This is a genomic window from Brevibacillus schisleri (assembly GCF_055685845.1).
This window is the reverse complement of record NZ_JBVNDM010000001.1, coordinates 3,989,425-4,014,303: the sequence shown is the minus strand read 5'-3', so window position 1 is coordinate 4,014,303 and position 24,879 is coordinate 3,989,425. Positions and strand designations below refer to the sequence as shown.

The window sequence follows — 24,879 nt, the reverse complement described above, 5'->3', positions numbered from 1 at the left end:
GCTATTCATGTCTAACAAAGTTTTAATCGTCGACGATGCAGCATTCATGCGTATGATGATCAAGGAAATTCTTTCGAAAAACGGGTACAGCGTCGTAGGGGAAGCAAGTGACGGTGCACAAGCAGTTGAAAAATACAAAGAGTTGGGACCTGATCTCGTAACCATGGATATTACCATGCCAGAGATGGATGGAATTTCTGCATTGAAAGAAATTAAAAAGTTGGATCCTAACGCGCGCGTGATCATGTGCTCTGCGATGGGACAACAAGCGATGGTAATCGATGCGATCCAGGCGGGCGCAAAAGACTTCATCGTAAAACCATTCCAAGCGGATCGCGTTTTGGAAGCGATCAAAAAGACAATGAGCTAATGATGATGATCCGGAATGCAGGGGCAAGACTCATTTTAGCCTTCAGTCTGATCCTGTTGCTTTTCGTCTCCTCCCTGCCGAGTACCGCTTTTGCGGAAGGTTCAGTAGCGGATGCGTACAACCAGGGAAAAGTGCCAACTAGCAATGCGCCCGCCGGCAGTGAACAGCCGGCGGCCATTCCGGGCAGCGGAACAGGAAGTATGATCGGGTATCTGGTTCAAGTCATCTTTTCGCTTGGCTTTATTGCGGTATTGATCTTTTTATTGCTCCGTTTTCTTGGTCGACGTCAAGGGGCTCAAAGTCATGGACCGATTAAAGTGATTAGCGCAACTGCGCTAGGTAATGGCAAAACACTGCAGGTTGTTATGATCGGTGAGTCATTGTACATCGTGGGAGTAGGAGAAAACGTTCAATTGCTTCGTAGAATCGAACCGGGTGAAGAGGTAGATTTGATTTTGGCTGACGCTGAGATCAAACCGATGAAAAGCCCATTCTCGCTAGAATGGCTTCCGTTCGGTAAGAAAAAGCAGGCAGAAGAAGAAATCTTGTTTTCTTCTGAAATGGACGGGAAAAGCTTTCAAGAACTGTTGCAAGGTCAATGGAACGACTTGAAAAATCGTCCAAACCAAACAGAACATTGGAAGAACGAGCAAGCTCAGGACAGAGGGGACCAAAAATGAAATGTTTTTTGCAGGTGCTGATGCTTGTCGCAGTGTTGCTATCCGTACCTGATATGGCCATGGCGGCGCCAGTGGGGACACCGCTTGTTCCAAGCATTGATTTGAAGATAGGCGGCGGAACAGGAACACCGCAGGAGACATCGACGGCCATTCAGCTGTTACTGATTTTGACAGTATTATCTGTAGCTCCAGCGATTTTGCTTTTAATGACTAGTTTTGCGCGAATTATTATTGTCTTGTCTTTTGTAAGAAATGCGTTGGCAACTCAGCAAATGCCACCGAATCAGGTATTGATTGCTCTTGCGTTATTTATGACATTTTTCATAATGGCCCCAACACTCGGTCAAGTAAACGAAACAGCCGTGCAGCCATTTATGCAAGGAAAGCTAACGCAACAGCAGGCATTTGACGCAGCGGTCATACCCTTTAAGCAATTTATGGCAAAACAGACGCGTGAAAAAGATTTAGCACTTTTTCTGGAATACACAAAAGCCGAACGACCAAAATCGATTCAAGATATTCCTTTGAATGCGCTGGTACCTGCTTATGCCATCAGCGAATTGAAGACGGCTTTTCAGATCGGCTTTATGATATTCATTCCTTTTCTCGTAATTGATATGATCGTCTCCAGTATTTTGATGGGGATGGGGATGATGATGTTACCGCCGGTTATGATTTCCTTGCCGTTTAAGATTTTATTGTTCATCATGGTGGACGGCTGGTATCTCATTGTGAAATCACTTTTGACCAGTTTTTAGCGACATTCCGAATGCCTCAGGAGGTAGAGCATGACACAAGAATTACTTATGCAGATTGCCCAAAGCTCTGTTTATACCATCCTGCTGATTTCGGCACCCGCACTTGGGGTCGCCTTGCTGGTCGGTTTGATGGTCAGTGTCTTTCAGGCAACGACACAAATTCAGGAGCAGACACTCGCTTTCATTCCGAAGATCGTGGCCGTATTTGTTGTGATCTTGGCTGCAGGTCCATGGATGCTTCGGGTACTGCTTGATTTTACGATGGGGATCTTCGGTAACCTTCATCGTTTTGTTGGGTAGCATATGAATCTTTTTCTGATGTATTTACCCATATTCATGCTTGTTTTTGTCCGAATGAGTGCTTTTTTTGTAACGGCTCCGTTCTTTTCCATTCGTGGAGTACCGAATCAGTTTAAAATCGCGCTCGCGTTTATCATTGCCGTCATCAGCTTTCAATCCTTGCCCGTACAAGGCGAGATTCCAATGGATTTGACATTTGTTATGTATGTCATAAAAGAAGCGCTTGTTGGTGTCATTCTTGGTTACATATGTGAAATGATGTTTATTGCCATTCAGGTTGCCGGCGGACTGATGGACATGCAGATGGGTCTTGCCATGGCAAACGTGATTGACCCGAAAACGGGTGCGTATATCCCGGTGACAGGTAACTTCAAAAACATTCTCGCTGTTCTGTACTTTTTTAGTATTGACGGGCATCACATGCTGATACGAGGTGTGATAAGCAGTTACCAGGTTATACCGGTGGACATCATGTGGGCGGCTTTCGGAAGTGAAAACGTCATGATGACAGCAGTAAAGACATTTCTAACGATGTTTACGAGTGCGTTTATGATTGCGGCACCGATCGTCGTTGCATTGTTTCTGGTTGATCTCTCTCTTGGTATTATCGCCAAATCTGTCCCGCAGTTTAATATCTTTGTGGTGGGTTTGCCCATTAAACTGCTTGCCGGCTTTTTACTACTTATCGTAGTGATGCCTGCGTTCTTGCTGACCCTGAACGGATTGTTTGGGAATATGTTCCGGGCACTTGCAGAAATGATGAAATCGCTCGGAGGATCACCATGAATCAATTGAGGCTTTCTTATCAAGTAGATCTTCAATTTTTTAATGGGGAAAAGACGGAAAAAGCTACGCCCAAGAAAAAACAAGACGCACGAAAAAAAGGGCAAGTTGCAAAAAGTCAGGATCTTTCCCCAGCCCTATCTTTGACAGCATTTTTCTTTCTGTTAATGATGCTTGGCTCTACCATGCTAGGCACCTTTCAAGATTTGATGCGGGAGTCATTGATTACATACACCACGTGGCAATTAAATGAAGAAAATTTAAAAGTCATGGTGATGCAACTCGTATTTGAAGCGATAAAAATTGTAGGACCTATCTTAGGCTTGAGTTTTCTTGTCGCGTTTGCGGTGAACTACATGCAAGTAGGCTGGCATATTAGTACAGAGCCCCTTCAAATGAAGTTGGAAAAGATCGATCCGATTAAAGGGGCAAAAAGAATTTTTTCCTTACGCTCACTCGTAGAGCTGCTGAAGTCTTTATTAAAAATAAGCGCAGGCATATACGTCGCATACGTCATTTTATGGAATGCAAAGGAACAAGTTGTTCAGCTTTCCTTATTGTCTCTCGGAGCGGTCCTATCGTTTACTGCCGAAGAGGTGTCAAAGCTGGGAATCTATCTCGGGTTATTGCTTTTCATTCTCGCGGTTCTGGACTATGCCTATCAGCGTTATGAGCATGAAAAGAATCTGCGGATGTCCAAGCAGGATCTCAAGGACGAGCATAAGCAAGCAGAAGGTGATCCGCTCATCAAAGGGAAGATTCGTGAACGGCAAAGAAGTATGGCCATTCGCCGTATGATGCAGGAGCTTCCCAAAGCGGATGTCATTATTACGAACCCGACTCACTTTGCCGTTGCCGTTCGTTATGACGCAAGTGCGATGAGTGCACCGACGGTAATCGCCAAAGGGCAAGACTATCTAGCATTAAAAATAAGGGAAGTAGCGAAAAAGCATCGTATCGTTACCATGGAAAACAAGCCCTTGGCCCGGGCTCTCTATAGTCAAGTTGAAGTTGGGCAACAAATTCCCGAAGAGATGTTTAAAGCGGTCGCGGAAGTTCTCGCGTACGTCTACAAGCTGCAAGGGAAAGTGAAATAAATGGAAGGAGGATAACCAGTGGGATTCAAATTTAAAGAAGTCGGTACGATCCTTTTTGTCATAAGCATTGTTGTCATGATGGTAATCCCACTTCCTTCAGCGCTTCTTGATTTGCTGTTGATTTTGAATATCTCCCTTGCATTGACCATCTTGCTTGTGTCGATGTATACAAAAGAGACTTTGGAATTCTCGATCTTTCCGACGGTTTTGCTTATTACAACACTTTTTCGACTAGCTCTAAACGTGTCGACGACGAGAAATATTCTCTCGCACGGTGAAGGCGGTAAAGTTATTGAAACGTTCGGTAGCTTTGTAGTAGGTGGTAATCAAGTCGTCGGTTTCGTCGTGTTTCTGATCTTGATAATCATTCAGTTTATCGTAATCACCAAAGGTTCTGAGCGTGTCGCTGAGGTAGCAGCACGTTTTACGTTGGATGCGATGCCTGGTAAACAGATGAGTATCGATGCGGATCTGAATGCAGGAATGATAACAGAAGCAGAAGCACGTGTCCGAAGAAAAAAGATTGAGAACGAAGCTGACTTTTATGGAGCAATGGATGGTGCCAGCAAATTCGTAAAAGGGGACGCCATCGCGGGTATTATCATTTTTATCGTAAATATTATCGGTGGTTTTATCATCGGGATGCTCATTCACGATATGAGTTTTGCTGAGTCTGCTTCTCGTTTCACTACCATGTCTGTCGGTGACGCATTGGTGAGCCAGATTCCAGCGCTTTTAATCTCGACTGCAGCGGGTATTATTGTCACGCGTTCCACTTCTGGTGATGGTCTGGGAGAAGACATTGTCAAGCAAATGTTCAGCTTTCCGCGTCTTCTCTATATCGTAGCAGGATGTATGCTACTACTGGGACTCTTTACACCGATTGGAATTCTACCTGTGCTTCCGGTAAGTGGGATAATGGCATTTGCAGCTTGGAAAATGGAAAAGAACCAAAAGATGCAGATACAAGAATCTGCCGATATGGTGGAAGAGCAACAAATGGAAGAAGTACGAAGTCCCGAAAGCGTGGTGAACCTGCTGCAGGTCGATCCGATCGAATTCGAATTCGGTTATGGCTTAATCCCGCTTGCTGATGTGAAGCAGGGTGGAGATCTGCTAGATCGAGTCATTATGATTCGAAGACAAATCGCACTCGAGATGGGGATCGTTGTACCGGTTATTCGTATACGTGACAACATCCAGCTTCGACCGAATGAATACATGATCAAAATAAAAGGCAATCAGGTCGCTAAAGGGGAAATCATGCTGGATCACTATCTAGCGATGAGCCCGGGGATTGAAGATGATTCCATTGTTGGGATAGAAACCGTAGAACCTGCGTTTGGATTACCCGCATTATGGGTAACAGAAGAGAATAAGGAGATTGCTGAGCTGTCTGGCTATACAGTTGTCGATCCGCCATCTGTTGTGGCTACACATCTGACAGAGGTCATCAAGCGACATGCCCACGAATTGTTAGGTCGCCAAGAGACAAGGGCCCTGATCGACAATGTTCGGGAGACAGCACCAGTTCTCGTAGACGAGCTGATTCCAAGTTTGCTCGCCATTGGGGACGTACAAAAAGTATTGCAAAAGCTGTTGCGTGAAAAAGTCTCTGTTCGAAATCTCCACGTCATTCTCGAGGCACTTGCGGATCATGCCTTGTATACAAAAGATCCGGATGTACTGACAGAATATGTGAGACAAGCGATGGCGAGACAGATCACACTCCAATTTACAGAGCCAGGACAACCACTTCGCGTGCTTACAGCTGGAGCAGGATTGGAAAAAGCAATCTCCGAACGTGTGGAACAGTCAGAGCAAGGAAGCTATCTGGCGATGGATCCGGAAACGTCTCAGCGAATTTTCCAAAACATGTCGACTGAAGTGAGCAAAATGATCAACTCGGGTCAACAGCCGATCATTCTATCATCACCAGCAGTTCGAATGTACTTGCGTCAATTAGTAGATCGCATGATGCCAGACGTTCCCGTTTTGTCGTACAGCGAGCTCGAACCACATGTTGAAGTGCAAAGCGTAGGGATGGTGAACATTTCGTGAGGGTAAAACGTTACATTGTCGATTCGATGCCAGAAGCAATGGAAAAAATCAGGACGGACTTAGGAATGGATGCAGTGATTCTGAATTCTAAGCCGATCAAAACAGGTGGATTGTTCGGTATGTTTGGCAAACAACGAATCGAAGTAATCGCTGCTGTCGATGAAAAGGCATCCGAGCGAGAAAATTCCACAGTAGCAGCTGAACATCGAACCAACAACGTTTTGCCCAAATCGCAGACGGGTACGTACACGGCTGCTCAAGCGTATCGAAGACCGACTGTGACCAAAACATCAGAGAATCAACAAGCTGAATCTACAGGTAGGGAACAGGTCGTAGCCGCGATGACACAAACCGCGGTTGCGACGCTTCCAAAGGAAGAGATCACAGATACGAGAGCTATGCCAAAGCAAGGCGAGCCAACTGAGCAGCATGCTCCTGTCACGACTTCCCAAGAAAGAGCTTTACCCGCAAGCAATCATGACGCGATTGCTACTGAAATGCGAGATATGCGTCAAATGTTTCAAAAGCTGTTGGTGCATGACTTAAGTGAACAACTTCCTCCAGTGGTACAGTCTATTCGTGCACAGTTATTGAAGCAAGAAGTGACTGAAGAGCTGACAGCGGAAATCATTCGCAAAATAATGGAAAAGTCGCAACCGGGTGAAAAGTGGACGGAGGAAGAGGCGTTTACGGTATGCCGAACAATCATCACTTCCATGATCGAGCCGTATACAGCATCTTCGCCAAGGCTGGGTAAGAACGTACGGTATGCTTTCTTTTTCGGTCCGACAGGGGTAGGAAAAACAACGACCATTGCCAAGCTTGCGGCGAACAGCATGTTGAAGGAAAAGCGAAAAATCGGCTTTATCACGGCGGATACGTATCGAATGGCGGCTGTAGAACAACTGAAGACGTATGCAAACATCCTGAATGTCCCGCTGGAGGTTGTCTTTTCTCCGAGAGAAATGGCGGCAGCGATGGAGCGCTTAAGTGATTGTGACCTCATTTTTGTAGATACGGCTGGACGGAATTTTCGCAACGATGAGTACGTTTTAGGCATTCGTGAATTGCTGGAGCATGGAAAAGACAGCGTGAACTACCTAGTACTTAGCTTAAGCTCCAAATTCAATGATATGAAAGCAATCGTCCAAAACTTTGCGGAAGTTCAAGTGAAGCAAGTCATTTTTACAAAAGCGGATGAAACGAACAGCTTTGGCACGATGTTGAATGTTTGTCAGGAGATGAATCTACAGCTCTCCTATGTAACGACAGGTCAAAATGTACCAGATGATATCGTTGTAGCTACACCCGAGCTGGTTTCAACGATGATTATGGGAGAGTAAACAGATGCGTGACCAAGCAGAGCAACTCCGTGAGAGGATGCTACAAAACAAGAAGACACGGCCGACTAGACTGGTGACAGTGACGAGTGGAAAAGGTGGTGTCGGCAAGTCCAATTTCAGCCTGAATTTTGGACTTGGTTTGATTGAGAAGGGTCATAAGGCGGTTTTGTTTGACTTGGACCTGGGTCTGGCAAATCTGGATGTATTAATGGGAATTACCCCAAAAAAGCATCTGTTTCATTTGTTAGAGCCAGATACGACTGTTTGGGACATTATTGAGCACGGGCCTGGAGGCTTAGAATTCATCGCGGGTGGTTCTGGCTTTACGCAGATCATGCAGTTAGATGATGAGAAGCTTGATCGCTTATTCTCACATCTGGACCCATTGCAGGGCTATGCTGACACTATCATTTTTGATACGGGAGCAGGTTTTTCCAAAGAATCCATGAGATTTATGCTCTCCTCAGACGAGGTCATCCTTGTTACCACTCCCGAACCACCAGCGATAACGGATGCATATGCAGTCATCAAGATGCTTCACTCACGCAACCCCGCAGTTTCCATTCGATTGGTGATAAACAGGGCGTCGTCGGAGAGAGAAGGGAAAATGACGGCAGACAAGCTTGCGATGGTTTCCAAACGTTTTTTGAATATGGATATTCAGTCGCTTGGATATGTTTCGGATGATCCTTATGTTTCTAAAGCTGTTAAATTGCAGCGTCCTTTTCTACTTACATATCCACAATCGCAAGCTGCGAGAAGCATACGAAATCTGGTAGAGCGGTACTTGGATCGTCCGGTTACTACAGACGATTCTATCAGCGGTCTCAAAGGTTTTCTTGCGAGGTTGAGGCACTTCATACGATGAGACACAAAAGTAGGAAGGGAGCGACATTCGAATGAGCAAAATCCGCGTTCTCGTCACGGACGATTCTGCATTCATGCGTAAAGTGATTTCGGACATTTTATCTACGGATCCTGAAATTGAAGTGATTGATCGAGCCAAGAATGGACTCGAATGCATTGAAAAATGTAAAGAACTGGCGCCGGATGTCCTCACACTTGACATTGAAATGCCAGTCATGAACGGTTTGGACGCTCTGGAAAAGCTGATGAATGAGTGCCCGGTTCCGATCGTCATGTTGAGCAGTCTGACGAAAGAAGGGGCCGAAGCTACGATTCATGCGTTGGAATTAGGTGCGTTTGACTTTGTAACGAAGCCTTCTGGTCCAATTTCTCTCGACATCCATAAAGTGGGCGATCGTCTTATCGAGCGCGTGAAGGCTGCGGCAGCATCGAAAGTACGTTTGAAAAAGCAGATGCCTCGCTTAGCCAAACCGGTATCTTCCGAATCAAAACCTGCACCTGTTACGCCGGCATCTCCAGTATTAAGTACGAAAATACCGAGCCCGCCTGCTGTGATGCGGTCACAAGTGGGTGGAAAGGCAAGACTGGTGGTTCTAGGTACTTCCACAGGTGGTCCTAAAGCATTGCAAAGTGTACTAACTGCAATTCCGGCGAATTTTCCGGCACCAATTGCCATCGTTCAGCATATGCCAGCAGGTTTCACAAAATCGTTAGCAAATCGACTAGACTCGCTATGCCAAATTCGAGTAACTGAAGTTGTCGATGGCGAGTATTTAGAAAATGGGACAGCGTACATCGCTCCAGGAGGCTTCCATTTCGAAGTTCGTCAAGTGAATGGGAGACTACAGGCCAATTTGCATCAAGAAGAGCCACGAGGCGGACACAGACCATCTGTCGATATCCTGTTTGAATCAGTCAGTCAATTGACAAATGTAGACAAATGGGCAATCATCATGACAGGCATGGGAAATGATGGGACTAAAGGGCTAAAGCGCATGAAGGAGCTTGGCCGTGTCACAAGTATTGTCGAAGATGAATCGAGTTGTGTCGTATACGGAATGCCGCGAGCAGCGATTCAAGCAGGCTTGGCAGACAACGTAGCCCCATTAGAAATGATTCCAGAGCTGTTGTGCAAGCTCTTGCACTGATTTTTGGGAGGTGGATCACCTATGGATATGAATCAGTATTTGGACATGTTTATTGAGGAGTCAAAGGAGCACCTACAGGCAATTAACGCGAACTTGTTACTTTTAGAAAGTGATCCGGGTAATATTGGCCACGTCAAAGAGATTTTTCGCTCCGCGCATACATTGAAGGGTATGTCGGCAACCATGGGCTTTGAAGACATGGCGAGTTTGACTCACGAAGCGGAAAATGTACTGGACCTGATTCGCAATCAGAAGTTAACGATCACGAGTGATATCATGGACGCTATTTTTCAGAGCGTAGATTTAATTGAAGGCATGGTCATCGATATCACAGAAGGTGGAGACGGTTCAGCGGATGTATCCTCAATTGTAAAGAAGCTGCGGGCGATTGTAGCTGGAGACTTTTCAGCTGAGCAGGAAGTAGCAGCTGCTACGATGGTAGTGGAAGCACCGGAAGAGGATAGTACACCAGCTGAAGATCATGAGCTGGATGATTATGCAATAATGGTTTTGAAGCAGTCGCAAGAGCTCGGCAACAACGTTTTGTGGATCAAAGTAACATTAAATGAAAACTGCTTGCTCAAGGCTGCTCGCTCTTACATGGTATTCGATCAATTGGAGTCTATGGGAGAAGTGATCAAAACGAAGCCAGCAGTTGAAGATATCGAGAATGAGCGATTTGAACAGTCGTTTGAAATCGCCTATGTGACGGAGCAATCGATTGAAAAAGTACGTACCACGATTCTTAACATTTCGGAAATCCAAGATGTGACAATCGAAACGATTCAAATGAAGAGTGAAGCTCCCCCTGCTCCCGTAGTGAAACAAACCCCTGCCCCAACCGAAAAAACAACAGTACATGCTCCTCAAGCATCTGTTAAGAAGGCGACGGCTGGTGGAAAAACTATTCGTGTGGATATAGAACGCTTGGATATCTTGATGAATCTGTTTAGTGAATTAGTCATTGATCGCGGTCGTCTGGAGCAGTTGGCACGCGAGATCGGAAAGAATGAACTGCAGGAAACCGTGGAGCACATGAGCCGGATTAGTGGCGATTTGCAAAACATCATTCTGACCATGCGCATGGTACCGGTAGAGCAAGTATTCAATCGTTTCCCACGTATGATTCGTGATCTGCAAAAAGATCTGAATAAAAAAGTGAATCTGGAGATTATCGGTGCGGAGACAGAATTGGACCGTACCGTCATCGACGAAATCGGGGACCCACTCAATCACTTGCTACGTAATTCGCTTGACCACGGAATTGAGTCTCCAGCAGATCGGAAAAAGGCGGGTAAGCCAGAAGAAGGAAAAATCGAGCTGCGCGCTTTCCACAGTGGGAACCATGTATTTATTGAAGTAAAAGATGACGGTGCTGGAATCAATAAAGATAAAGTTCTCAAAAAAGCGCTTGAGAGAGGAATTGTCAATCCTACTACTGCAGATAGCATGAGTGACAAGCAAATCCACGAATTGCTTTTTGCAGCAGGCTTTAGTACAGCGGAAGTTGTTTCTGATATTTCCGGTCGTGGTGTTGGACTGGATGTCGTGAAGTCCAAAATTGAATCGTTGGGCGGTAGTGTCGGCGTAGATTCCGTGCGCGGTCAGGGCACGACTTTCCTCATTCAATTGCCACTTACGCTCTCTATCATTTCCGCGATGTTGGTACAAGTGAAAGATGAGAAGTACGCTGTCCCGCTCAGCTCCATCATTGAGACGGCTGTATTTAAAAAAGATCAAATCATGATGGCTCACCGCCAAAAAGTGATCGACTTCCGGGGACGTGTAGTTCCGCTCGTTTCGCTGCAGGACATTTTCCAAGTGCCTGATAATGGGGAAACGACGGAAGATGAAGTGGCAGTCGTCATCGTACGTAAAGGTGAGAAAATGGCAGGCCTTGTCGTCGATTCATTTATCGGTCAACAAGAGATTGTTCTTAAATCTCTCGGCAAATATCTGGTTAATGTATTTGCCATTTCAGGTGCAACGATTCTGGGAGACGGTCAGGTCGCGCTCATCATAGATTGTAACTCGCTGATTAAGTAGAAGGAGGGGCAGCCACATGCTCGATCAAAAAGAAGTCATTAGCGAAGTCAAAGTGATTGTCTTTCGATTGAAGGACGAAGAGTATGGCGTAGAGGTTCATCAGGTCAAATCTATTGAAAAGCTGGAGCACATTACAAGAGTTCCTCGAACGCCTAGTTTCGTCAAAGGGGTTATTAATCTGCGCGGTGTTGTGACACCGATTATTGACCTGCGCAATCGTTTTAGTCTCGAAGAAAGCGTCTATTCCGAAACCACTCGAATCATTATCGTGGCCGTAGGTGAATTGGAAGTGGGTCTTATTGTAGACGCTGCAAACGATGTTATCGATATACCAGTTGATGCGATTGAACCGCCTCCAGAGGTTGTTGGTGGTGTGGAAGCTGCTTATTTGCGAGGCGTCGCTAAGCTGGATAAACGACTGTTAATCCTCTTAAACCTCGATAAAGTATTGAGTACTGAGGAAATCAAACAGTTGGACGCAATTGAGGGGTAAGTAAAATGGGCGATTTTACGAAGTTTGGGGATTTCCAATTTGACGTTTTACGGGAAATCGGGAACATCGGTGCTGGTCACGCTGCCACGGCTCTCTCCAAGCTCATACAAAAAGAAATCGATATGAAAGTTCCACAAGTCAAGATTATCTCCTTCGACGAAGTGGCTGATTTTGTAGGAGGAGCGGAAACTGTAGTAGTGACCGTCTTCCTCCGGGTTGAAGGCGATTGTCCAGGTAACATGTTTTTTATCCTTGATTTGGAGTCTGCCAAGCACCTGCTCGAACAAATTACAGGAATTAATAAAGATGTGTACGAGTGGGAAGAGTTGGAGATCTCGGCGCTGCATGAGATTGGCAACATCTTAACAGGTTCTTATTTATCATCGTTAGCTGATTTTACACGCTTAAATTTACAGCCGTCCGTACCTGCACTCGCTGTGGATATGGCTGGAGCTATTCTAAGTTACGGATTAATAGCGTTGGGTCAAGCGGGTGACTTTGCCCTCACGATTGACACCGCTTTTTTCGAAGGCAATGATCAAGTAAAAGGGAACTTTTTCTTAATTCCTGATCCTGAATCGCTCCCAATACTATTTCGTTCATTAGGGGTTCCGTTCGATGGAGATTATTAAGATAGGGATGGCTGATCTCGGTGTGGCAAAGCCGCCGAGCAAGCTACGTACTACCGGTTTAGGTTCTTGCGTAGGGGTAGTGCTCTACGATCATATCCATAAAATTGCAGGTATGGCACATGTTATGCTCCCTGAATCGTCTTTGGCTAAAGGCGGGGAGTTAACGATAGGCAAGTATGCGGATACAGCAATCCCTCATCTGATTCAGTTGATGGTGAAGGCTGGTGCGGAGACCAGACACACAGTTGCGAAATTGGCTGGTGGTGCACAAATGTTCGCATTTTTAGGGAATAATGACACCATGCGGATTGGGCCTCGGAATGTAGAGGCGTGCAAACTTGCATTGAAGGATGCTCATATAAAGATCGTGGCAGAAGATACAGGGGGAAACTGCGGTCGGACAATAGAGTTAGATGCCACAAACGGCATTCTTCAAATCAGGACCGTAAATCAAGGTGTGAAGGAAGTATAACAAATGTTAGGAACCATTTGGATTAATTTTGGATTAGGGATGCTCGCATTTCTTGTAACGCTGGGTACGGCTGTGGCTAGTAATGTCTGGCTCGTATCTCTGGAGAGGGCAGGTATTGCATTTGTCCTATTCTTCCTCGCTGCATTTCCAATTCGTTGGCTGATTTCAACATTTATACAGCAATCTACTCCACCAATGGTTACGGACGCGCTAGAGGGGACAAGCTCTCCTCTAGCTGAAGGTGGAGTCGTACTGGAAATTGGACAACAACTCGAACAGGAAGATCAAGAATTTGCACCACTCTCAATCAACAAGATGGATAGGATTCATCCAACTGAGGATCCAGCCACCGTTGCAGAGGTCGTTAGGCGCTTATCAGATGAGTAAAGGTTGGTGACTATTCGTGGCACGGCTAACCAGTCAAGAGAAAGCAAAAGAGTTCGATAAATGGGTCATGTGGAAACAAGAGGGGAGTCGCGAGGCGGAGGTTGACTTGATCACACGTTTTTTGCCACTAGTAGATAAGGTGGCAAATCGGTTGGCAATTAACCTGCCAGCCAATGTGGACAAGGATGACTTGATTAGTTATGGTCGTTTTGGCCTATTGGACGCTTTGGCTAAATTCGATCATACACGGGGTCTCCAGTTTGAGACGTATGCCATGTGGCGGATTCGTGGTGCGATGATCGATGGACTACGCGAGAACGACTGGATCCCTCGTACTGTTCGAGACAAGGCCAAAAAAATCGAAGAAGCGTACACCACCTTGGAACAGCAAATGCTGCGAATGCCAACCGATCAAGAAATATCTGATTATCTGGGAATAAGCAAAAAGGAGCTTCAACAGGTTTTCTTGGAAACCTCTCTTGCTAGCATGGTTTCTATTGATGAGGCAGTAGGGGATGAAGACGAACAAAAAACAGCAAGACATTCGTATATCATCGACGAGCTCACACCACGGCCTGATAACGTGGCGGAAGTATCCAGCTTAAAAGAGGTTCTTGTAACGGTCATTGACAAATTGCCTGAAAAGGAACGTTTGGTTGTCTCCTTGTTTTATTTTGAAGAAATGACCTTATCGGAAATTGCAGAAATCATGAGCTTGTCACCTTCAAGAATATCCCAGTTGCATTCAAAAGCTCTTTTCCGACTTCGTTCTGCATTGTCTAGATGGAAATCGCAATTGATGTAAAAAGAAATTACCCAAGCTTGAGAGGGGTAGAATGATGGAAGGGATCGGGAAATATAAAATAGAAGCGAAAATTTCAGCTGACAAATTGGAGGCTGAGGTACTTCTACGTGTGGACGAACATGATGTCGACGAAATTGTCGTCTTGGAAACAGATGTATATAAAGCATTACAAGCAAGCAATGTTAAGTATGGAATTCTCGATGATGTAATTCAGAACTTGTGTACCTTACCAGCAAAGTATGCAAACGCGAGAGTAAAAGTTGCTCAGGGGATTGCTCCTGTGGCTGGCACCGATGGGACTATCGAGTACTCTTATTTGGCGACTATTAATGAAGGCGAAGGTCCAAAAGAGCTAGAGGATGGCCGGGTTGATTTTTATAATGTGACGACGATTCCCAATGTGGCAAAAGGACAACTATTGGCACGTAAAATATCAGCAACCCAGGGACAACCAGGCACAGCAGTTACCGGAGAGCCCATCGCTCCCAAAGCAGGCAAGGAAATTAACATAAAGCCTGGGAAAAATGTTGTTCTCAACCAAGAGCGAACGATGCTGTACGCCGCTATTGACGGACAAGTCTCCTTTACGGAACAGGCAAAAATGAATGTCTTTCCCGTATTTGAAGTAAACGGCGATGTTGATTTTGGTGTTGGCAATATTGATTTTGTGGGAACGGTGGTCATTCGCGGGAACGTATTGAATGGCTTTCGCGTAAAGTCATCTGGAGATATCCGCGTACTTGGCAGTGTAGAAGGGGCCGAGTTGTATGCGGAAGGCTCCATTGAAATCAAAAGCGGGATTGTTGCTCAGGACAAAGGTAGAATTGTCGCAGGGAAAGATATCCGAACATCCTTTATCCAAAACGCCAATGTAACGGCAGGCAATCAAGTGATTGTTTCACAAAGCATTATGTTCTCAACCGTACGGGCCGGAAAGCAAATCATTTGCAAAGGTTCAAAAGGTTTCATTATTGGCGGCGTGCTGCAAGCTGGGGAAAAGATTGTGGCGCGAGTATTTGGGAACAGCAGCGCTACTCCGACGATACTCGAAGTGGGAGTAAAACCAGAATTAAGACAAGAGCTGGCAAATATTCATAAGGAATTACAAAATGTGTATGAAAATTTACGCAAAACTGACCAAGGATTAGGGGTTATTAACCAGATCCTCCAAGCCAGCAAAGAACTTCCAGCAGACAAACGTCTCATGCAAGTAAAGCTAACCAATACTCGTTTGGTTCTGGAAAAAGAAAGCAAGGAACTGGAAGCACGCAGAAATGATATTGAGCTTGAGTTGAAAGGGGAAGGCCCCGCAGCCATTGAGGCATATCATGTCATGTATCCAGGAATTAAAATGACGATTGGAAAGTTGATGCACTTTATCAAGCACGAGTATGCCAGAACGCGTTTTTTTGTGATGGATGGTGAAATTAGTACAGCAACTCTTATCTGATCCATGAAGCAAGCGTACTTAGTGTGAAAAAGGGAGTTGTGGCCATATGAGTTTGAAAGCGGTTGAATTGCAGGTGGCAATACCACGCACGTTAGAAGTCAGCCGAATTCAGGAGCATCAGCAACAACGAACCATGCATGAACAACAATCAATGATTGATCAGCGAAGAGACCTGGATGAACATATGCGCCAGCGCCCGAGCGATCTTGAGCAATCACAAAAGAACCAGATACGCGAACGAGAAAAAAAACAGGGACAGCAAGAGCATCAGGACAAAAAAGAATCCACTGGGAGCCAATTGTCCGAATCGAGCGAAGGTGTATCTACCAATGCTGACCTCATGAGAGATCCATTGCGTGGACGGATTATAGATATTTCTTTATAAATGAAGTCAAGCCAGAAATAAAGGTGGACAACATGGACGTAGTGTATCCCATCCTGATTGGAGCAGGAATGATCAGCATGCTTCTTGCTTTTGTTATTAATAAGAAGCACCCTGTTGACTCCTTTTCCTCATTACCGACACAACGCACGACGGACAAGGACGAGCTCGAAAAAAGCGTGCAGCGTCTTCAAAAACAGGTAAAGCAAGAAACCAATCTTCTTGCGGCAGAATGGCAGGAAATGAGAGCGGATCTTCTCGAGGATATCGCTGGTTTGCGCACACGCTTAGACAATATGGAAGAACAATGGCTAAAGAGTGCGAGTCACAAACCAGAAGCTCCAAAGGATACGAATAGGATAGAACCAGCGCCTCAAGTTGAAGAGGTGGATATGCTGGCCTTGCGAGAACGTTATCGCCGTGCCTTTGAACTAAGTAAAGAAGGTTTGTCTCGAGATGAGATCGCAAAACGACTCGGTGCCGGCAGAGGGGAAATCGATTTGATCTTTTCCTTGGCTGACAGGCATGAGCGAGGTCTTGCCGATGCGTAAACAAGAGCTATTATTTGGATTTGGAGCAGGACTAATTGTGGCTACCTCCATTATCGGACTGATAGCGCCTAAGCAGACTGCGCAAGTCCCAGCCATGTCTGTAGATCAAATGAAGGTAGCTGCACAAGAGCTGAAAATGGTCGTATTAACGGCAGAAGAATACAAACAGTGGCAGGAAGAAAAGAAAGTAAACGTACAGCCAGCTCCTGGAGTGCCTAAGGAGCCCGTTACGCCAAAGGTAGGTCAAACAGCGACGCCCGTGACAAAGCAACCACAAACGCCAACTGTACAGCCAACGACTCCTGGAGGTTCATCGGAACAAAAGGTGAATCCGCCAACAAATCCAGTGGGTAAGGACGGCCAGGCTATTTCAACCGTACCGAATACGCAGACACCAACGTCACCCAATACGGTGGCACCTAAAGCTCCGACAGTGGAAGCACCTGTAGCAGATAAAAAGGTTTCTTTCACCGTTCCTTACAAAGCAACTGCAGAGGATGTAGCGCAGATTCTCGTAAAGGAAGGAATCCTTCCTGCCGAAAATCAATTTGTGTCCCAGCTACGAGCGAGCGACAAGCTAAATCGTATTCGTGTTGGTACCTATGAGGTGTCGACCGCCGCTAAGGAAGCGGATATCGTCAAGTTGATAACAACGCCGCCTAAAAAATAGGCGGTTTTTTCAATGTAACCAAATGTGTCCATTTGTCGTCAGCCAAGAAGGGGCAAAACTTTTTTTACGAAATAAATGGAATTCGTTTGTTGCAATTGAAACTCTCATATGATATATTCATTTACGGTGTTGAAATCGCACGTCCACCAATTCCAGCAACGGTGCTGCCAATGGCAGAATTGCTTGGAACATGCGGTGAGGCGGAGGTACGCATCACAAAAACCATCTTTGAAGGAGGTGTGAAATATGGCAGTAATTTCGATGAAACAATTGCTCGAGGCTGGTGTACACTTCGGTCACCAAACTCGTCGTTGGAACCCGAAAATGGCTCGCTATATCTTCACCGAACGTAACGGAATCTACATTATCGACCTGCAAAAAACCGTTAAAAAAGTAGAGGAAGCGTACAACTTCGTACGTGAACTCGCTCAAGACGGCGGAAAAATTCTCTTCGTTGGTACGAAGAAACAAGCACAAGAATCCGTTAAAGAAGAAGCAGAACGCACAGGTCACTACTTCATCAACCAACGTTGGTTGGGTGGTACTCTGACAAACTTCACAACCATCAAAAAACGTACTGCTCGCTTGGCTGAGCTGAAGCGTATGGAAAACGATGGTACTTTTGCAGTATTGCCTAAGAAAGAAGTTATCGTTCTGCGCAAAGAAATGGATCGTCTGGAAAAATTCTTGGGCGGTATCGCTCACATGGATAAACTGCCTGACGCTCTGTTTGTCATCGATCCTCGTAAAGAGCGCATCGCTGTAGCAGAAGCTCGTAAATTGGGTATCCCAATCGTAGCGATCGTAGATACTAACTGCGATCCAGATGAAATCGATTATGTGATCCCAGGTAACGATGACGCAATTCGCGCTGTGAAATTGCTCACTGCTAAAATGGCAGACGCTCTCCTGGAAGGAAACCAAGGTACAGAGCAACAAGCAACAACAACTGCGTAAGCATGTGTGTTAAAGGGTGGACTGAGGGTGTCAGAACCCCCGTCCATCCTTTTTTGCTGAATAGCGTCGCCGAGGTTAACAGGTGACTTGCTTTTCGATTATAATAGGATCGTAACTTTTCGAGGAGGTTTCACTCAATGGCAATTAGTGCACAAGCGGTTAAAGAACTGCGCGAGCGTACAGGCGCAGGTATGATGGATTGCAAACGCGCGCTGGAAGAAACAGCAGGCGACATGGAAAAAGCAATTGACTTGCTCCGTGAGCGCGGTGTAGCGAAAGCAGCGAAAAAATCCGGACGTATTGCAGCTGAAGGTTTGACTGCGACAGCGGTAGCTGGAAACGTAGCAGCAGTTGTAGAAGTAAACTGCGAAACTGACTTCGTTGGTAAAAACCCTGAGTTCCAAACACTTGTGAAAGACATCGCTGAGCACGTTGTATCCCAACGTCCTGCATCTGTTGAAGAAGCTCTGGAGCAACCTTTCAAAGGTGCTGGCGAGACTTTGGGTCATGTAATCAACGAGAAAATCGCGACTATCGGAGAAAACATCTCCTTCCGTCGTTTTGCACTCTCCGAGAAAACAGACAACGGCGTTTTCGGTGCTTACCTGCACATGGGTGGCCGCATCGGCGTTCTGGTTACTTTGGAAGGTACACAAGACGAAACACTGGCTCGCGACCTGGGCATGCACGCAGCAGCGTCTAACCCTCGTTTTGCTAACCGTGATGAAGTTTCCGCTGATGAGATCGAGCGTGAGCGTGAAGTTCTGAAAAACCAAGCACTGGCTGAAGGCAAACCTGCTAACATCGTTGAGAAAATGGTAGAAGGCCGCCTCTCCAAATTCTTCGAAGAATACGTACTGGTTGAACAACCATTCGTAAAAGATACTGACAAGAAAGTAGCTGTACTTCTGAAAGAAGCAGGTGCTACCTTGAAAGAATTCGCTCGCTTCCAAGTTGGCGAAGGTATCGAGAAGAAACAAGAAGACTTCGCAGCTGAAGTAATGGCTCAAGTTAATAAGCAATAATAAAGGTTATAGGGAACACCTTCGTGTTCCCTATTTTCAAAGCGAGAGTTTCACTTTGTGTGAAACTTTCTGCATGTAAATAGCAAGTGTGTACCTGTTCCCGATGAGAAGGAATGAAGACTGGGCACAGAGAATGATTCATGAATGGAGGCCGTTTCACATGCCACTTCCTGCCTATAAACGGGTTGTGTTAAAGTTGAGTGGGGAAGCTTTGGCGGGGGACTTAGGGTATGGAATTGACCCAAAGGTAATCTTCTCCGTCGCTAACCAGATCAAGGAAATCGTAGAATTGGGTGTACAAGTCGCAGTAGTCGTCGGAGGAGGTAACATCTGGCGCGGACTTTCCGGCAGCTCAAAAGGAATGGATCGGGCAACAGCCGATTACATGGGGATGCTGGCCACAATTATGAACTCACTCGCCTTGCAGGATGGGTTAGAAAAAGTGAACGTCCCGACTCGTGTTCAAACCTCGATTGAGATGAGACAGGTAGCAGAACCATACATACGCCGTCGTGCCATTCGTCATTTGGAAAAAATGCGTGTGGTCATCTTCGCTGCCGGTACTGGTAACCCTTACTTTTCAACGGATACGACTGCTGCTCTGCGTGCAGCTGAGATCGAAGCTGAAGTGATCCTGATGGCGAAAAACAAGGTAGACGGTGTATACTCTGCAGACCCAAGCCTTGACCCGAACGCTAAGAAGTACGACCAGCTGACATTCCTGGAAGTGCTGAATAAAGGTTTAGGTGTCATGGATTCAACAGCGTCCAGCTTGTGCATGGATAACAGTATCCCGTTGATCGTCTTTAACATTTCTGAAGAAGGTAATATTCGTCGGGCAGTAATGGGCGACAAAATCGGTACTCTAGTGAAAGGGGAATAATTATGCCACAAACTGTGCTAAATGACATGGAAGATCGCATGAATAAAGCGATCAATGCTTTGAAAAGAGATCTGTCCAGCCTGCGTGCAGGTCGTGCGAACCCAGCGATGCTGGATCGTGTTACAGTAGACTACTACGGCACTCCAACGCCGATTAGCCAATTGGCAAACATCAGTGTACCAGAACCACGTATGCTGACAATCCAGCCTTGGGATAAAACGGCGCTTAAAGAAATTGACCGTGCGCTGCAACAATCGGATTTGGGAATTTCTCCATCCAACGATGGTGTGATTATCCGCCTAATCATTCCTCCCCTCACAGAAGAGCGTCGTAAAGAGCTCGTGAAACTGGCAGGAAAAGGTGGAGAAGAAGCAAAGGTAGCGATTCGTAACATCCGTCGTGATGCAAACGATGAAATCAAAAAGCTGGAAAAAGCTGCTACCATTTCTGAGGACGATTCCCGTCGTCATCAAGAAACCATTCAAAAAACGACGGATAAATTCATCGCCGAAGTTGACAAGATCGTTAAGGACAAAGAGAAAGACATTTTGGAAGTATAGGTAATGGTAATCCCCCTCGTTTGAGGGGGATGTACGTCTATATCTCTCATTACGGGGGAACACTTTATGTTAGAACATCTGGCGCGCAAATGGGGCCGCAAAGAAAAGCAATCGGAGCCAGCCGAGTTGGATCGTTCCGGTAAGATTCCGGAACATGTGGCGATTATTATGGATGGTAACGGTCGTTGGGCCAATAAGCGCAGTTTACCCCGGGTTGCCGGGCACCGTGCAGGAATGAAAGCAGTAAAAGAGGTCGTCAAGGCTGCTGACGAGATTGGCGTGCGTTATATGACGATGTACGCATTCTCTACCGAAAACTGGAAGCGTCCACGCGATGAAGTGGATTTTCTCATGAAACTTCCGCAGGAATTTTTGTCGACAGAATTGGATGAATTAATTGAACGAGGTGTCCGCATACGCATGCTAGGCAGTAAAAACGAGCTGCCTTCTCATACGTTGAAAGCGCTACTGGAAGCAGAAGAGAGAACGAAGGACAATAGCGGTTTGCAATTGAATTTTGCCCTGAATTACGGCGGGCGAGATGAACTTGCAAAAGCATTTTCAGTGATGGCAGCACAAGTAAAAGCAGGCGAGCTTCAACCAGAACAACTGACTGAGGAATTGATATCGAGCTACCTGTACACAAGCGAAATTCCCGATCCAGACCTCTTGATTCGTACAAGTGGAGAGATTCGCTTGAGTAACTTTATGCTGTGGCAATTAGCATATACAGAATTATGGTTTACGGACGTGCTATGGCCTGATTTTACCCGTGAACATTTTTATCAAGCAATCGTGGAATACCAAGGCCGAGCTCGTCGCTACGGGGCGGTATAGCCGAGAGGTGGAATCAGTTGAAGCAACGTATAATTACAGGCCTGATTGGTGGGGCTGCATTTCTATTATTGATGTATGCTGGTGGAGTTTGGTACTCACTATTGGTGTTTTTACTGGCTGTCATTGGCTATTTTGAATTTATGAGAATGGCTGGCATTCAGTCATTTTATTTGGCAGGATTGCTCGGATATGTATTGATGTTAAGCATTTTGTGGCCGTCTCTATTATTTTCGGATTGGCTCAGTATCAGCATGCCGGATCTGATGCTGCCCGTCATCCTGCTGTTGTTGATTTACTCCGTTTTACGGAAAAATCAGTTTCACATTGAACACGTCGCCCTTACGTTGGTGGGGGCGTTATACATAGGCTACGGTTTTACTTATATGGCCGCTACCCGAAACCTACCTGAGGGATTCATGCTTACGGTCATGGTCATTATGGGAATCTGGTCGACTGATTCGGGTGCCTATTTTGTCGGAAAAGCAATAGGTAAACGTAAACTGTGGCCAGAAATAAGTCCAAACAAGACGGTGGAAGGGGCCTTAGGCGGTCTCGTCGCTTCTGTCTTGATTATTCTTTCCATCAATGTAAGCTTTGGACATTTTGCGATTGATCAGGCTTTGACCATCGCACTTGTTGCGGGGATCGTCGGGCAATTAGGTGATTTGGTTGAGTCGGCTTTCAAGAGACATTTCCATGTAAAAGATTCGGGGCAGCTGATCCCAGGTCATGGGGGCGTTTTGGATCGCTTTGATAGTTTTTTGCTCGTCTTTCCGGTTCTACATCTATTAGGTATTGTCTAAAACCTTTTGCATATAGAAAGAGATATAGAGGGTGAAATCCGTGAAAAAAATAGCGCTCTTAGGTTCAACGGGGTCAGTTGGAACGAGCACACTTGAAGTCGTAGGCCAGCATCCTGAGGATTATTCGGTGGTGGCTATGGCTGCTGGAACAAACATCGATCTATTGACACTCCAGGTGGAAACATTCAAGCCCGAGCTCGTTTCTGTAGGAAATGAGAAGGCTGCCGTTGAACTGCGAGATAGATTGGCGGGCAAGTCTCAACCAGAAATCGTTTACGGGGCGGAAGGATTGGAACTGGTTGCCCGTCATGAAGCTGCCAATTTCGTTATGACCGCTGTTGTCGGCAGTGTAGGGGTCGCACCTACACTGGCGGCGATTGAGGCGGGAAAAACAATTGGACTGGCCAACAAAGAGACACTGGTGAGCGCTGGCCCTGTCGTCATGAAACGAGCGAAAGAAAAAGGCGTATCAATTATTCCAGTAGACAGCGAGCATTCAGCTGTCTACCAATGTCTGCAAGGCGAACGTATGGAAGATGTGGCAAAGATTATTTTGACCGCATCAGGCGGTTCCTTCCGTCACCTCTCACGCGAGGATCTAGAGCAAGTGACGGTAGAGCAGGCATTGGCTCATCCGAATTGGAGCATGGGTGCCAAAATTACCATCGATTCTGCTACCATGATGAACAAAGGTTTTGAAGTAATCGAGGCTCATTGGCTGTTTGATCTACCTTATGAGCAGATTGAATGCGTATTGCATTATGAAAGTATCATACACTCTATGGTAGAATACAAAGACAGAGCGGTCATGGCCCAACTGGGTACACCGGATATGAAGGTTCCGATTCAGTACGCCATGAGCTATCCCATCAGAAAAGAACTGCCTACGGAACCACTTGATTTGGTCAAGATCGCCACGCTTCATTTTGCAGCCATGGATTATGAGCGTTATCCTCTGTTAAAATTAGCGTATGAGTGCGGCATGGCAGGAGGTACGCATACTGCAGTACTGAATGCAGCCAATGAGGTCGCAGTTGATATGTTCTTGAAGGGAGCGATCCGTTTTTTAGACATCGAAAAGGTCGTCCGAAAAACATGCGAAGCTCACCCTGGTGTAGCGAGTCCAGAGCTTGCAGATATTTTTGCAGCGGATGAATGGGCACGCTCTTATGCGCTAGTCTCCATCTAAGGAATATGAGTGTTAGATACTTGACAGAAAGGTGGCTGTTCACTTGCCTTTGCCCAACCTGGATTCCGTTGAATCAATTCTCGCGATTGTCGTTGTATTTGGGGTACTTGTCTTTGTGCACGAACTAGGACACTTCCTTCTGGCCAAGAAGGCAGGAATCTTATGTCGTGAATTTGCACTGGGAATGGGGCCAAAAATTTTTCGCGTGAAGCGGGGAGAAACGGAATACACCTTACGCCTGTTACCCATCGGTGGTCTCGTTCGTATGGCGGGAGAAGACCCGGAGATGGATATGTTAAAACCGCACATGGAAGTTACCGTGGAGCGGGATGCGTTAGGAAAGGTCACACATATTTTGCTCGATGGGCCAAGTTCTGGTTCTGCTCGTGCGATTACTGGTACAGTGGTACAATTTGATTTGGAGCAAAATTTAAATATCGTACTGGAACTGGACGGAGAGCAGAAGACGTTTGCTGTTCATCCACAGGCTCAGCTAGTCAAGGATGGACAAGAAGTACAGATTGCCCCTCTGAACAGACAGTTCAAAGGCAAGACAGTTTCACAACGTTTTTGGGCGATTTTTGCAGGACCTGCAGCCAACTTTTTGCTGGCATTTGTCTTGTTTATCGTGATCGGCTTCTTGTACGGCGTGCCGAATGGCAGCATTCTGGGGAATGTGATCCCGGGTGGACCTGCTGCTCAAGCTGGACTATTGCCAGGTGATAAGGTGATCGCGATTCAAGGTCAGCCCGTATCCTCGTGGAAAGACGTTGTAGAGAAGATTAGCAAAGCGCCGGATCAACAATTAACATTTGAGTACGAGCGCAATGGCCAGCGTATGACTATGCCAGTTAAAGTAGGGAAAGACGAGAACAACGTGGGTAAAATCATGGTAACTAATGCAACCACGTTTGCTCCAGGGGAAGTTCTGAAATCCGGTGCAACCAACACTTACGATTTTACGGTAATGATCCTGAAAAGCTTGGGAATGCTCGTAACCGGGGAATACGGATTGAAGGACTTGAGCGGTCCAGTCGGTATTTTCAAGATGACTGGAGAGGTTGCGCAACAAGGTATGGCGATTCTGTTGAAATGGGCTGCTGTATTGAGCATTAACCTTGGGTTGTTCAATCTGTTGCCACTGCCAGCCTTGGATGGCGGACGTCTCGCATTCTTGGGAGTAGAGGCGCTGCGCGGTCGACCTGTTGACCCGCATAAAGAAGGAATGGTTCATTTCTTGGGCTTTGCTTTTTTGATGTTGCTGATTTTGGTAGTGACTTGGAATGATCTGCAACGATTGTTCTCCTAATCACGTACTAACACGATAGAA

The 24,879-nt window shown here is 46.1% G+C and carries 28 protein-coding genes; all 28 read left to right on the top strand.

Annotated elements, in window-relative coordinates:
- Nucleotides 1-7: 7 nt before the first annotated feature.
- The 28 genes from ACUUHJ_RS18770 (at nucleotide 8) to rseP (ending at nucleotide 24,858) form a co-directional block, all read left to right on the top strand.
- Nucleotides 8-370 (top strand): response regulator, encoded by a 363-nt coding sequence (locus tag ACUUHJ_RS18770; RefSeq protein ID WP_007719294.1) that lies wholly within the window; start codon nucleotides 8-10, stop codon nucleotides 368-370.
- On the top strand, nucleotides 370-1,050 hold the full coding sequence (locus ACUUHJ_RS18765; RefSeq protein WP_289673442.1) for a flagellar biosynthetic protein FliO: 681 nt from the start codon (nucleotides 370-372) through the stop codon (nucleotides 1,048-1,050). Before ACUUHJ_RS18770 ends, ACUUHJ_RS18765 begins: the two co-directional genes overlap by 1 nt.
- Complete coding sequence (gene fliP / locus ACUUHJ_RS18760; RefSeq protein WP_472299612.1) at nucleotides 1,047-1,808, top strand: flagellar type III secretion system pore protein FliP; 762 nt, start codon at nucleotides 1,047-1,049, stop codon at nucleotides 1,806-1,808. The genes ACUUHJ_RS18765 and fliP overlap by 4 nt, the downstream gene beginning before the upstream one ends.
- Before the next feature lie 30 nt (nucleotides 1,809-1,838).
- Nucleotides 1,839-2,108, top strand: a complete 270-nt coding sequence (gene fliQ / locus ACUUHJ_RS18755) for a flagellar biosynthesis protein FliQ (RefSeq protein ID WP_007719290.1) — start codon at nucleotides 1,839-1,841, stop codon at nucleotides 2,106-2,108.
- A gap of 3 nt (nucleotides 2,109-2,111) precedes the next feature.
- On the top strand, nucleotides 2,112-2,894 hold the full coding sequence (fliR, locus tag ACUUHJ_RS18750; protein ID WP_015891743.1) for a flagellar biosynthetic protein FliR: 783 nt from the start codon (nucleotides 2,112-2,114) through the stop codon (nucleotides 2,892-2,894).
- Entirely contained in the window at nucleotides 2,891-3,988 is a 1,098-nt protein-coding gene (flhB, locus tag ACUUHJ_RS18745; protein ID WP_472299611.1) for a flagellar biosynthesis protein FlhB, read from the top strand. Before fliR ends, flhB begins: the two co-directional genes overlap by 4 nt.
- An 18-nt stretch (nucleotides 3,989-4,006) precedes the next feature.
- Complete coding sequence (gene flhA, locus ACUUHJ_RS18740) at nucleotides 4,007-6,049, top strand: flagellar biosynthesis protein FlhA (RefSeq protein WP_173624789.1); 2,043 nt, start codon at nucleotides 4,007-4,009, stop codon at nucleotides 6,047-6,049.
- Entirely contained in the window at nucleotides 6,046-7,392 is a 1,347-nt protein-coding gene (gene flhF / locus ACUUHJ_RS18735; protein ID WP_289673440.1) for a flagellar biosynthesis protein FlhF, read from the top strand. The genes flhA and flhF overlap by 4 nt, the downstream gene beginning before the upstream one ends.
- A 4-nt stretch (nucleotides 7,393-7,396) precedes the next feature.
- Complete coding sequence (locus ACUUHJ_RS18730) at nucleotides 7,397-8,260, top strand: MinD/ParA family protein (protein WP_015891739.1); 864 nt, start codon at nucleotides 7,397-7,399, stop codon at nucleotides 8,258-8,260.
- A 31-nt stretch (nucleotides 8,261-8,291) separates the two neighbouring features.
- Nucleotides 8,292-9,407 carry a protein-glutamate methylesterase/protein-glutamine glutaminase gene (locus tag ACUUHJ_RS18725; RefSeq protein WP_472299610.1) on the top strand — a complete coding sequence of 372 codons (1,116 nt, stop codon included), beginning with the start codon at nucleotides 8,292-8,294 and terminating at the stop codon, nucleotides 9,405-9,407.
- Between the two features lie 21 nt (nucleotides 9,408-9,428).
- Nucleotides 9,429-11,453: a chemotaxis protein CheW gene (locus tag ACUUHJ_RS18720; protein ID WP_472299609.1), complete on the top strand. Its 2,025-nt coding sequence runs from the start codon at nucleotides 9,429-9,431 to the stop codon at nucleotides 11,451-11,453.
- 16 nt (nucleotides 11,454-11,469) lie between these two features.
- The gene (locus ACUUHJ_RS18715; RefSeq protein WP_015891736.1) at nucleotides 11,470-11,946 is read left to right on the top strand and encodes a chemotaxis protein CheW; all 477 of its coding nucleotides are present in this window, start codon (nucleotides 11,470-11,472) and stop codon (nucleotides 11,944-11,946) included.
- A gap of 5 nt (nucleotides 11,947-11,951) precedes the next feature.
- Nucleotides 11,952-12,578 (top strand): chemotaxis protein CheC, encoded by a 627-nt coding sequence (locus ACUUHJ_RS18710; RefSeq protein WP_015891735.1) that lies wholly within the window; start codon nucleotides 11,952-11,954, stop codon nucleotides 12,576-12,578.
- Nucleotides 12,565-13,050: a chemotaxis protein CheD gene (locus tag ACUUHJ_RS18705; RefSeq protein ID WP_015891734.1), complete on the top strand. Its 486-nt coding sequence runs from the start codon at nucleotides 12,565-12,567 to the stop codon at nucleotides 13,048-13,050. Before ACUUHJ_RS18710 ends, ACUUHJ_RS18705 begins: the two co-directional genes overlap by 14 nt.
- A gap of 3 nt (nucleotides 13,051-13,053) precedes the next feature.
- The gene (locus tag ACUUHJ_RS18700) at nucleotides 13,054-13,437 is read left to right on the top strand and encodes a hypothetical protein (protein WP_289673437.1); all 384 of its coding nucleotides are present in this window, start codon (nucleotides 13,054-13,056) and stop codon (nucleotides 13,435-13,437) included.
- Between the two features lie 16 nt (nucleotides 13,438-13,453).
- Complete coding sequence (locus ACUUHJ_RS18695) at nucleotides 13,454-14,242, top strand: FliA/WhiG family RNA polymerase sigma factor (protein WP_173624780.1); 789 nt, start codon at nucleotides 13,454-13,456, stop codon at nucleotides 14,240-14,242.
- A gap of 31 nt (nucleotides 14,243-14,273) precedes the next feature.
- Nucleotides 14,274-15,692, top strand: coding sequence for a DUF342 domain-containing protein (locus tag ACUUHJ_RS18690; protein ID WP_289673436.1), 1,419 nt, complete (start codon nucleotides 14,274-14,276; stop codon nucleotides 15,690-15,692).
- A gap of 46 nt (nucleotides 15,693-15,738) precedes the next feature.
- The gene (locus ACUUHJ_RS18685; protein WP_015891730.1) at nucleotides 15,739-16,077 is read left to right on the top strand and encodes a hypothetical protein; all 339 of its coding nucleotides are present in this window, start codon (nucleotides 15,739-15,741) and stop codon (nucleotides 16,075-16,077) included.
- Nucleotides 16,078-16,109: 32 nt separating this feature from the next.
- A complete protein-coding gene (locus ACUUHJ_RS18680) occupies nucleotides 16,110-16,625 on the top strand; it encodes a DUF6115 domain-containing protein (protein WP_472299608.1) in 516 nt (171 codons plus the stop codon).
- Nucleotides 16,600-17,295 (top strand): DNA polymerase III subunit gamma/tau, encoded by a 696-nt coding sequence (locus ACUUHJ_RS18675; protein WP_472299607.1) that lies wholly within the window; start codon nucleotides 16,600-16,602, stop codon nucleotides 17,293-17,295. The genes ACUUHJ_RS18680 and ACUUHJ_RS18675 overlap by 26 nt, the downstream gene beginning before the upstream one ends.
- A 246-nt stretch (nucleotides 17,296-17,541) precedes the next feature.
- Nucleotides 17,542-18,252 (top strand): 30S ribosomal protein S2, encoded by a 711-nt coding sequence (rpsB, locus tag ACUUHJ_RS18670; protein ID WP_015891726.1) that lies wholly within the window; start codon nucleotides 17,542-17,544, stop codon nucleotides 18,250-18,252.
- 137 nt (nucleotides 18,253-18,389) lie between these two features.
- Nucleotides 18,390-19,277 (top strand): translation elongation factor Ts, encoded by an 888-nt coding sequence (gene tsf, locus ACUUHJ_RS18665; RefSeq protein ID WP_016743341.1) that lies wholly within the window; start codon nucleotides 18,390-18,392, stop codon nucleotides 19,275-19,277.
- Between the two features lie 160 nt (nucleotides 19,278-19,437).
- Nucleotides 19,438-20,160: a UMP kinase gene (gene pyrH / locus ACUUHJ_RS18660; protein WP_007719254.1), complete on the top strand. Its 723-nt coding sequence runs from the start codon at nucleotides 19,438-19,440 to the stop codon at nucleotides 20,158-20,160.
- A gap of 2 nt (nucleotides 20,161-20,162) precedes the next feature.
- Complete coding sequence (gene frr / locus ACUUHJ_RS18655) at nucleotides 20,163-20,720, top strand: ribosome recycling factor (RefSeq protein ID WP_015891724.1); 558 nt, start codon at nucleotides 20,163-20,165, stop codon at nucleotides 20,718-20,720.
- A 66-nt stretch (nucleotides 20,721-20,786) separates the two neighbouring features.
- Nucleotides 20,787-21,557, top strand: a complete 771-nt coding sequence (locus tag ACUUHJ_RS18650) for an isoprenyl transferase (protein WP_047067869.1) — start codon at nucleotides 20,787-20,789, stop codon at nucleotides 21,555-21,557.
- 17 nt (nucleotides 21,558-21,574) lie between these two features.
- The gene (locus ACUUHJ_RS18645; RefSeq protein WP_472299606.1) at nucleotides 21,575-22,360 is read left to right on the top strand and encodes a phosphatidate cytidylyltransferase; all 786 of its coding nucleotides are present in this window, start codon (nucleotides 21,575-21,577) and stop codon (nucleotides 22,358-22,360) included.
- A 40-nt stretch (nucleotides 22,361-22,400) separates the two neighbouring features.
- Nucleotides 22,401-23,549 (top strand): 1-deoxy-D-xylulose-5-phosphate reductoisomerase, encoded by a 1,149-nt coding sequence (locus ACUUHJ_RS18640; RefSeq protein ID WP_472299605.1) that lies wholly within the window; start codon nucleotides 22,401-22,403, stop codon nucleotides 23,547-23,549.
- 43 nt (nucleotides 23,550-23,592) lie between these two features.
- Nucleotides 23,593-24,858 (top strand): RIP metalloprotease RseP, encoded by a 1,266-nt coding sequence (gene rseP / locus ACUUHJ_RS18635; RefSeq protein ID WP_472299604.1) that lies wholly within the window; start codon nucleotides 23,593-23,595, stop codon nucleotides 24,856-24,858.
- Nucleotides 24,859-24,879: the final 21 nt, after the last annotated feature.

Coding starts and splice junctions, on each gene's coding strand:
- ACUUHJ_RS18770 (WP_007719294.1), top strand. CDS start 8: ATGTCTAACAAAGTTTTAATCGTCGACGATGCAGCATTCATGCGTATG.
- ACUUHJ_RS18765 (WP_289673442.1), top strand. CDS start 370: ATGATGATGATCCGGAATGCAGGGGCAAGACTCATTTTAGCCTTCAGT.
- fliP (WP_472299612.1), top strand. CDS start 1,047: ATGAAATGTTTTTTGCAGGTGCTGATGCTTGTCGCAGTGTTGCTATCC.
- fliQ (WP_007719290.1), top strand. CDS start 1,839: ATGACACAAGAATTACTTATGCAGATTGCCCAAAGCTCTGTTTATACC.
- fliR (WP_015891743.1), top strand. CDS start 2,112: ATGAATCTTTTTCTGATGTATTTACCCATATTCATGCTTGTTTTTGTC.
- flhB (WP_472299611.1), top strand. CDS start 2,891: ATGAATCAATTGAGGCTTTCTTATCAAGTAGATCTTCAATTTTTTAAT.
- ACUUHJ_RS18730 (WP_015891739.1), top strand. CDS start 7,397: ATGCGTGACCAAGCAGAGCAACTCCGTGAGAGGATGCTACAAAACAAG.
- ACUUHJ_RS18725 (WP_472299610.1), top strand. CDS start 8,292: ATGAGCAAAATCCGCGTTCTCGTCACGGACGATTCTGCATTCATGCGT.
- ACUUHJ_RS18720 (WP_472299609.1), top strand. CDS start 9,429: ATGGATATGAATCAGTATTTGGACATGTTTATTGAGGAGTCAAAGGAG.
- ACUUHJ_RS18715 (WP_015891736.1), top strand. CDS start 11,470: ATGCTCGATCAAAAAGAAGTCATTAGCGAAGTCAAAGTGATTGTCTTT.
- ACUUHJ_RS18710 (WP_015891735.1), top strand. CDS start 11,952: ATGGGCGATTTTACGAAGTTTGGGGATTTCCAATTTGACGTTTTACGG.
- ACUUHJ_RS18705 (WP_015891734.1), top strand. CDS start 12,565: ATGGAGATTATTAAGATAGGGATGGCTGATCTCGGTGTGGCAAAGCCG.
- ACUUHJ_RS18700 (WP_289673437.1), top strand. CDS start 13,054: ATGTTAGGAACCATTTGGATTAATTTTGGATTAGGGATGCTCGCATTT.
- ACUUHJ_RS18690 (WP_289673436.1), top strand. CDS start 14,274: ATGATGGAAGGGATCGGGAAATATAAAATAGAAGCGAAAATTTCAGCT.
- ACUUHJ_RS18685 (WP_015891730.1), top strand. CDS start 15,739: ATGAGTTTGAAAGCGGTTGAATTGCAGGTGGCAATACCACGCACGTTA.
- ACUUHJ_RS18680 (WP_472299608.1), top strand. CDS start 16,110: ATGGACGTAGTGTATCCCATCCTGATTGGAGCAGGAATGATCAGCATG.
- ACUUHJ_RS18675 (WP_472299607.1), top strand. CDS start 16,600: ATGAGCGAGGTCTTGCCGATGCGTAAACAAGAGCTATTATTTGGATTT.
- rpsB (WP_015891726.1), top strand. CDS start 17,542: ATGGCAGTAATTTCGATGAAACAATTGCTCGAGGCTGGTGTACACTTC.
- tsf (WP_016743341.1), top strand. CDS start 18,390: ATGGCAATTAGTGCACAAGCGGTTAAAGAACTGCGCGAGCGTACAGGC.
- pyrH (WP_007719254.1), top strand. CDS start 19,438: ATGCCACTTCCTGCCTATAAACGGGTTGTGTTAAAGTTGAGTGGGGAA.
- frr (WP_015891724.1), top strand. CDS start 20,163: ATGCCACAAACTGTGCTAAATGACATGGAAGATCGCATGAATAAAGCG.
- ACUUHJ_RS18650 (WP_047067869.1), top strand. CDS start 20,787: ATGTTAGAACATCTGGCGCGCAAATGGGGCCGCAAAGAAAAGCAATCG.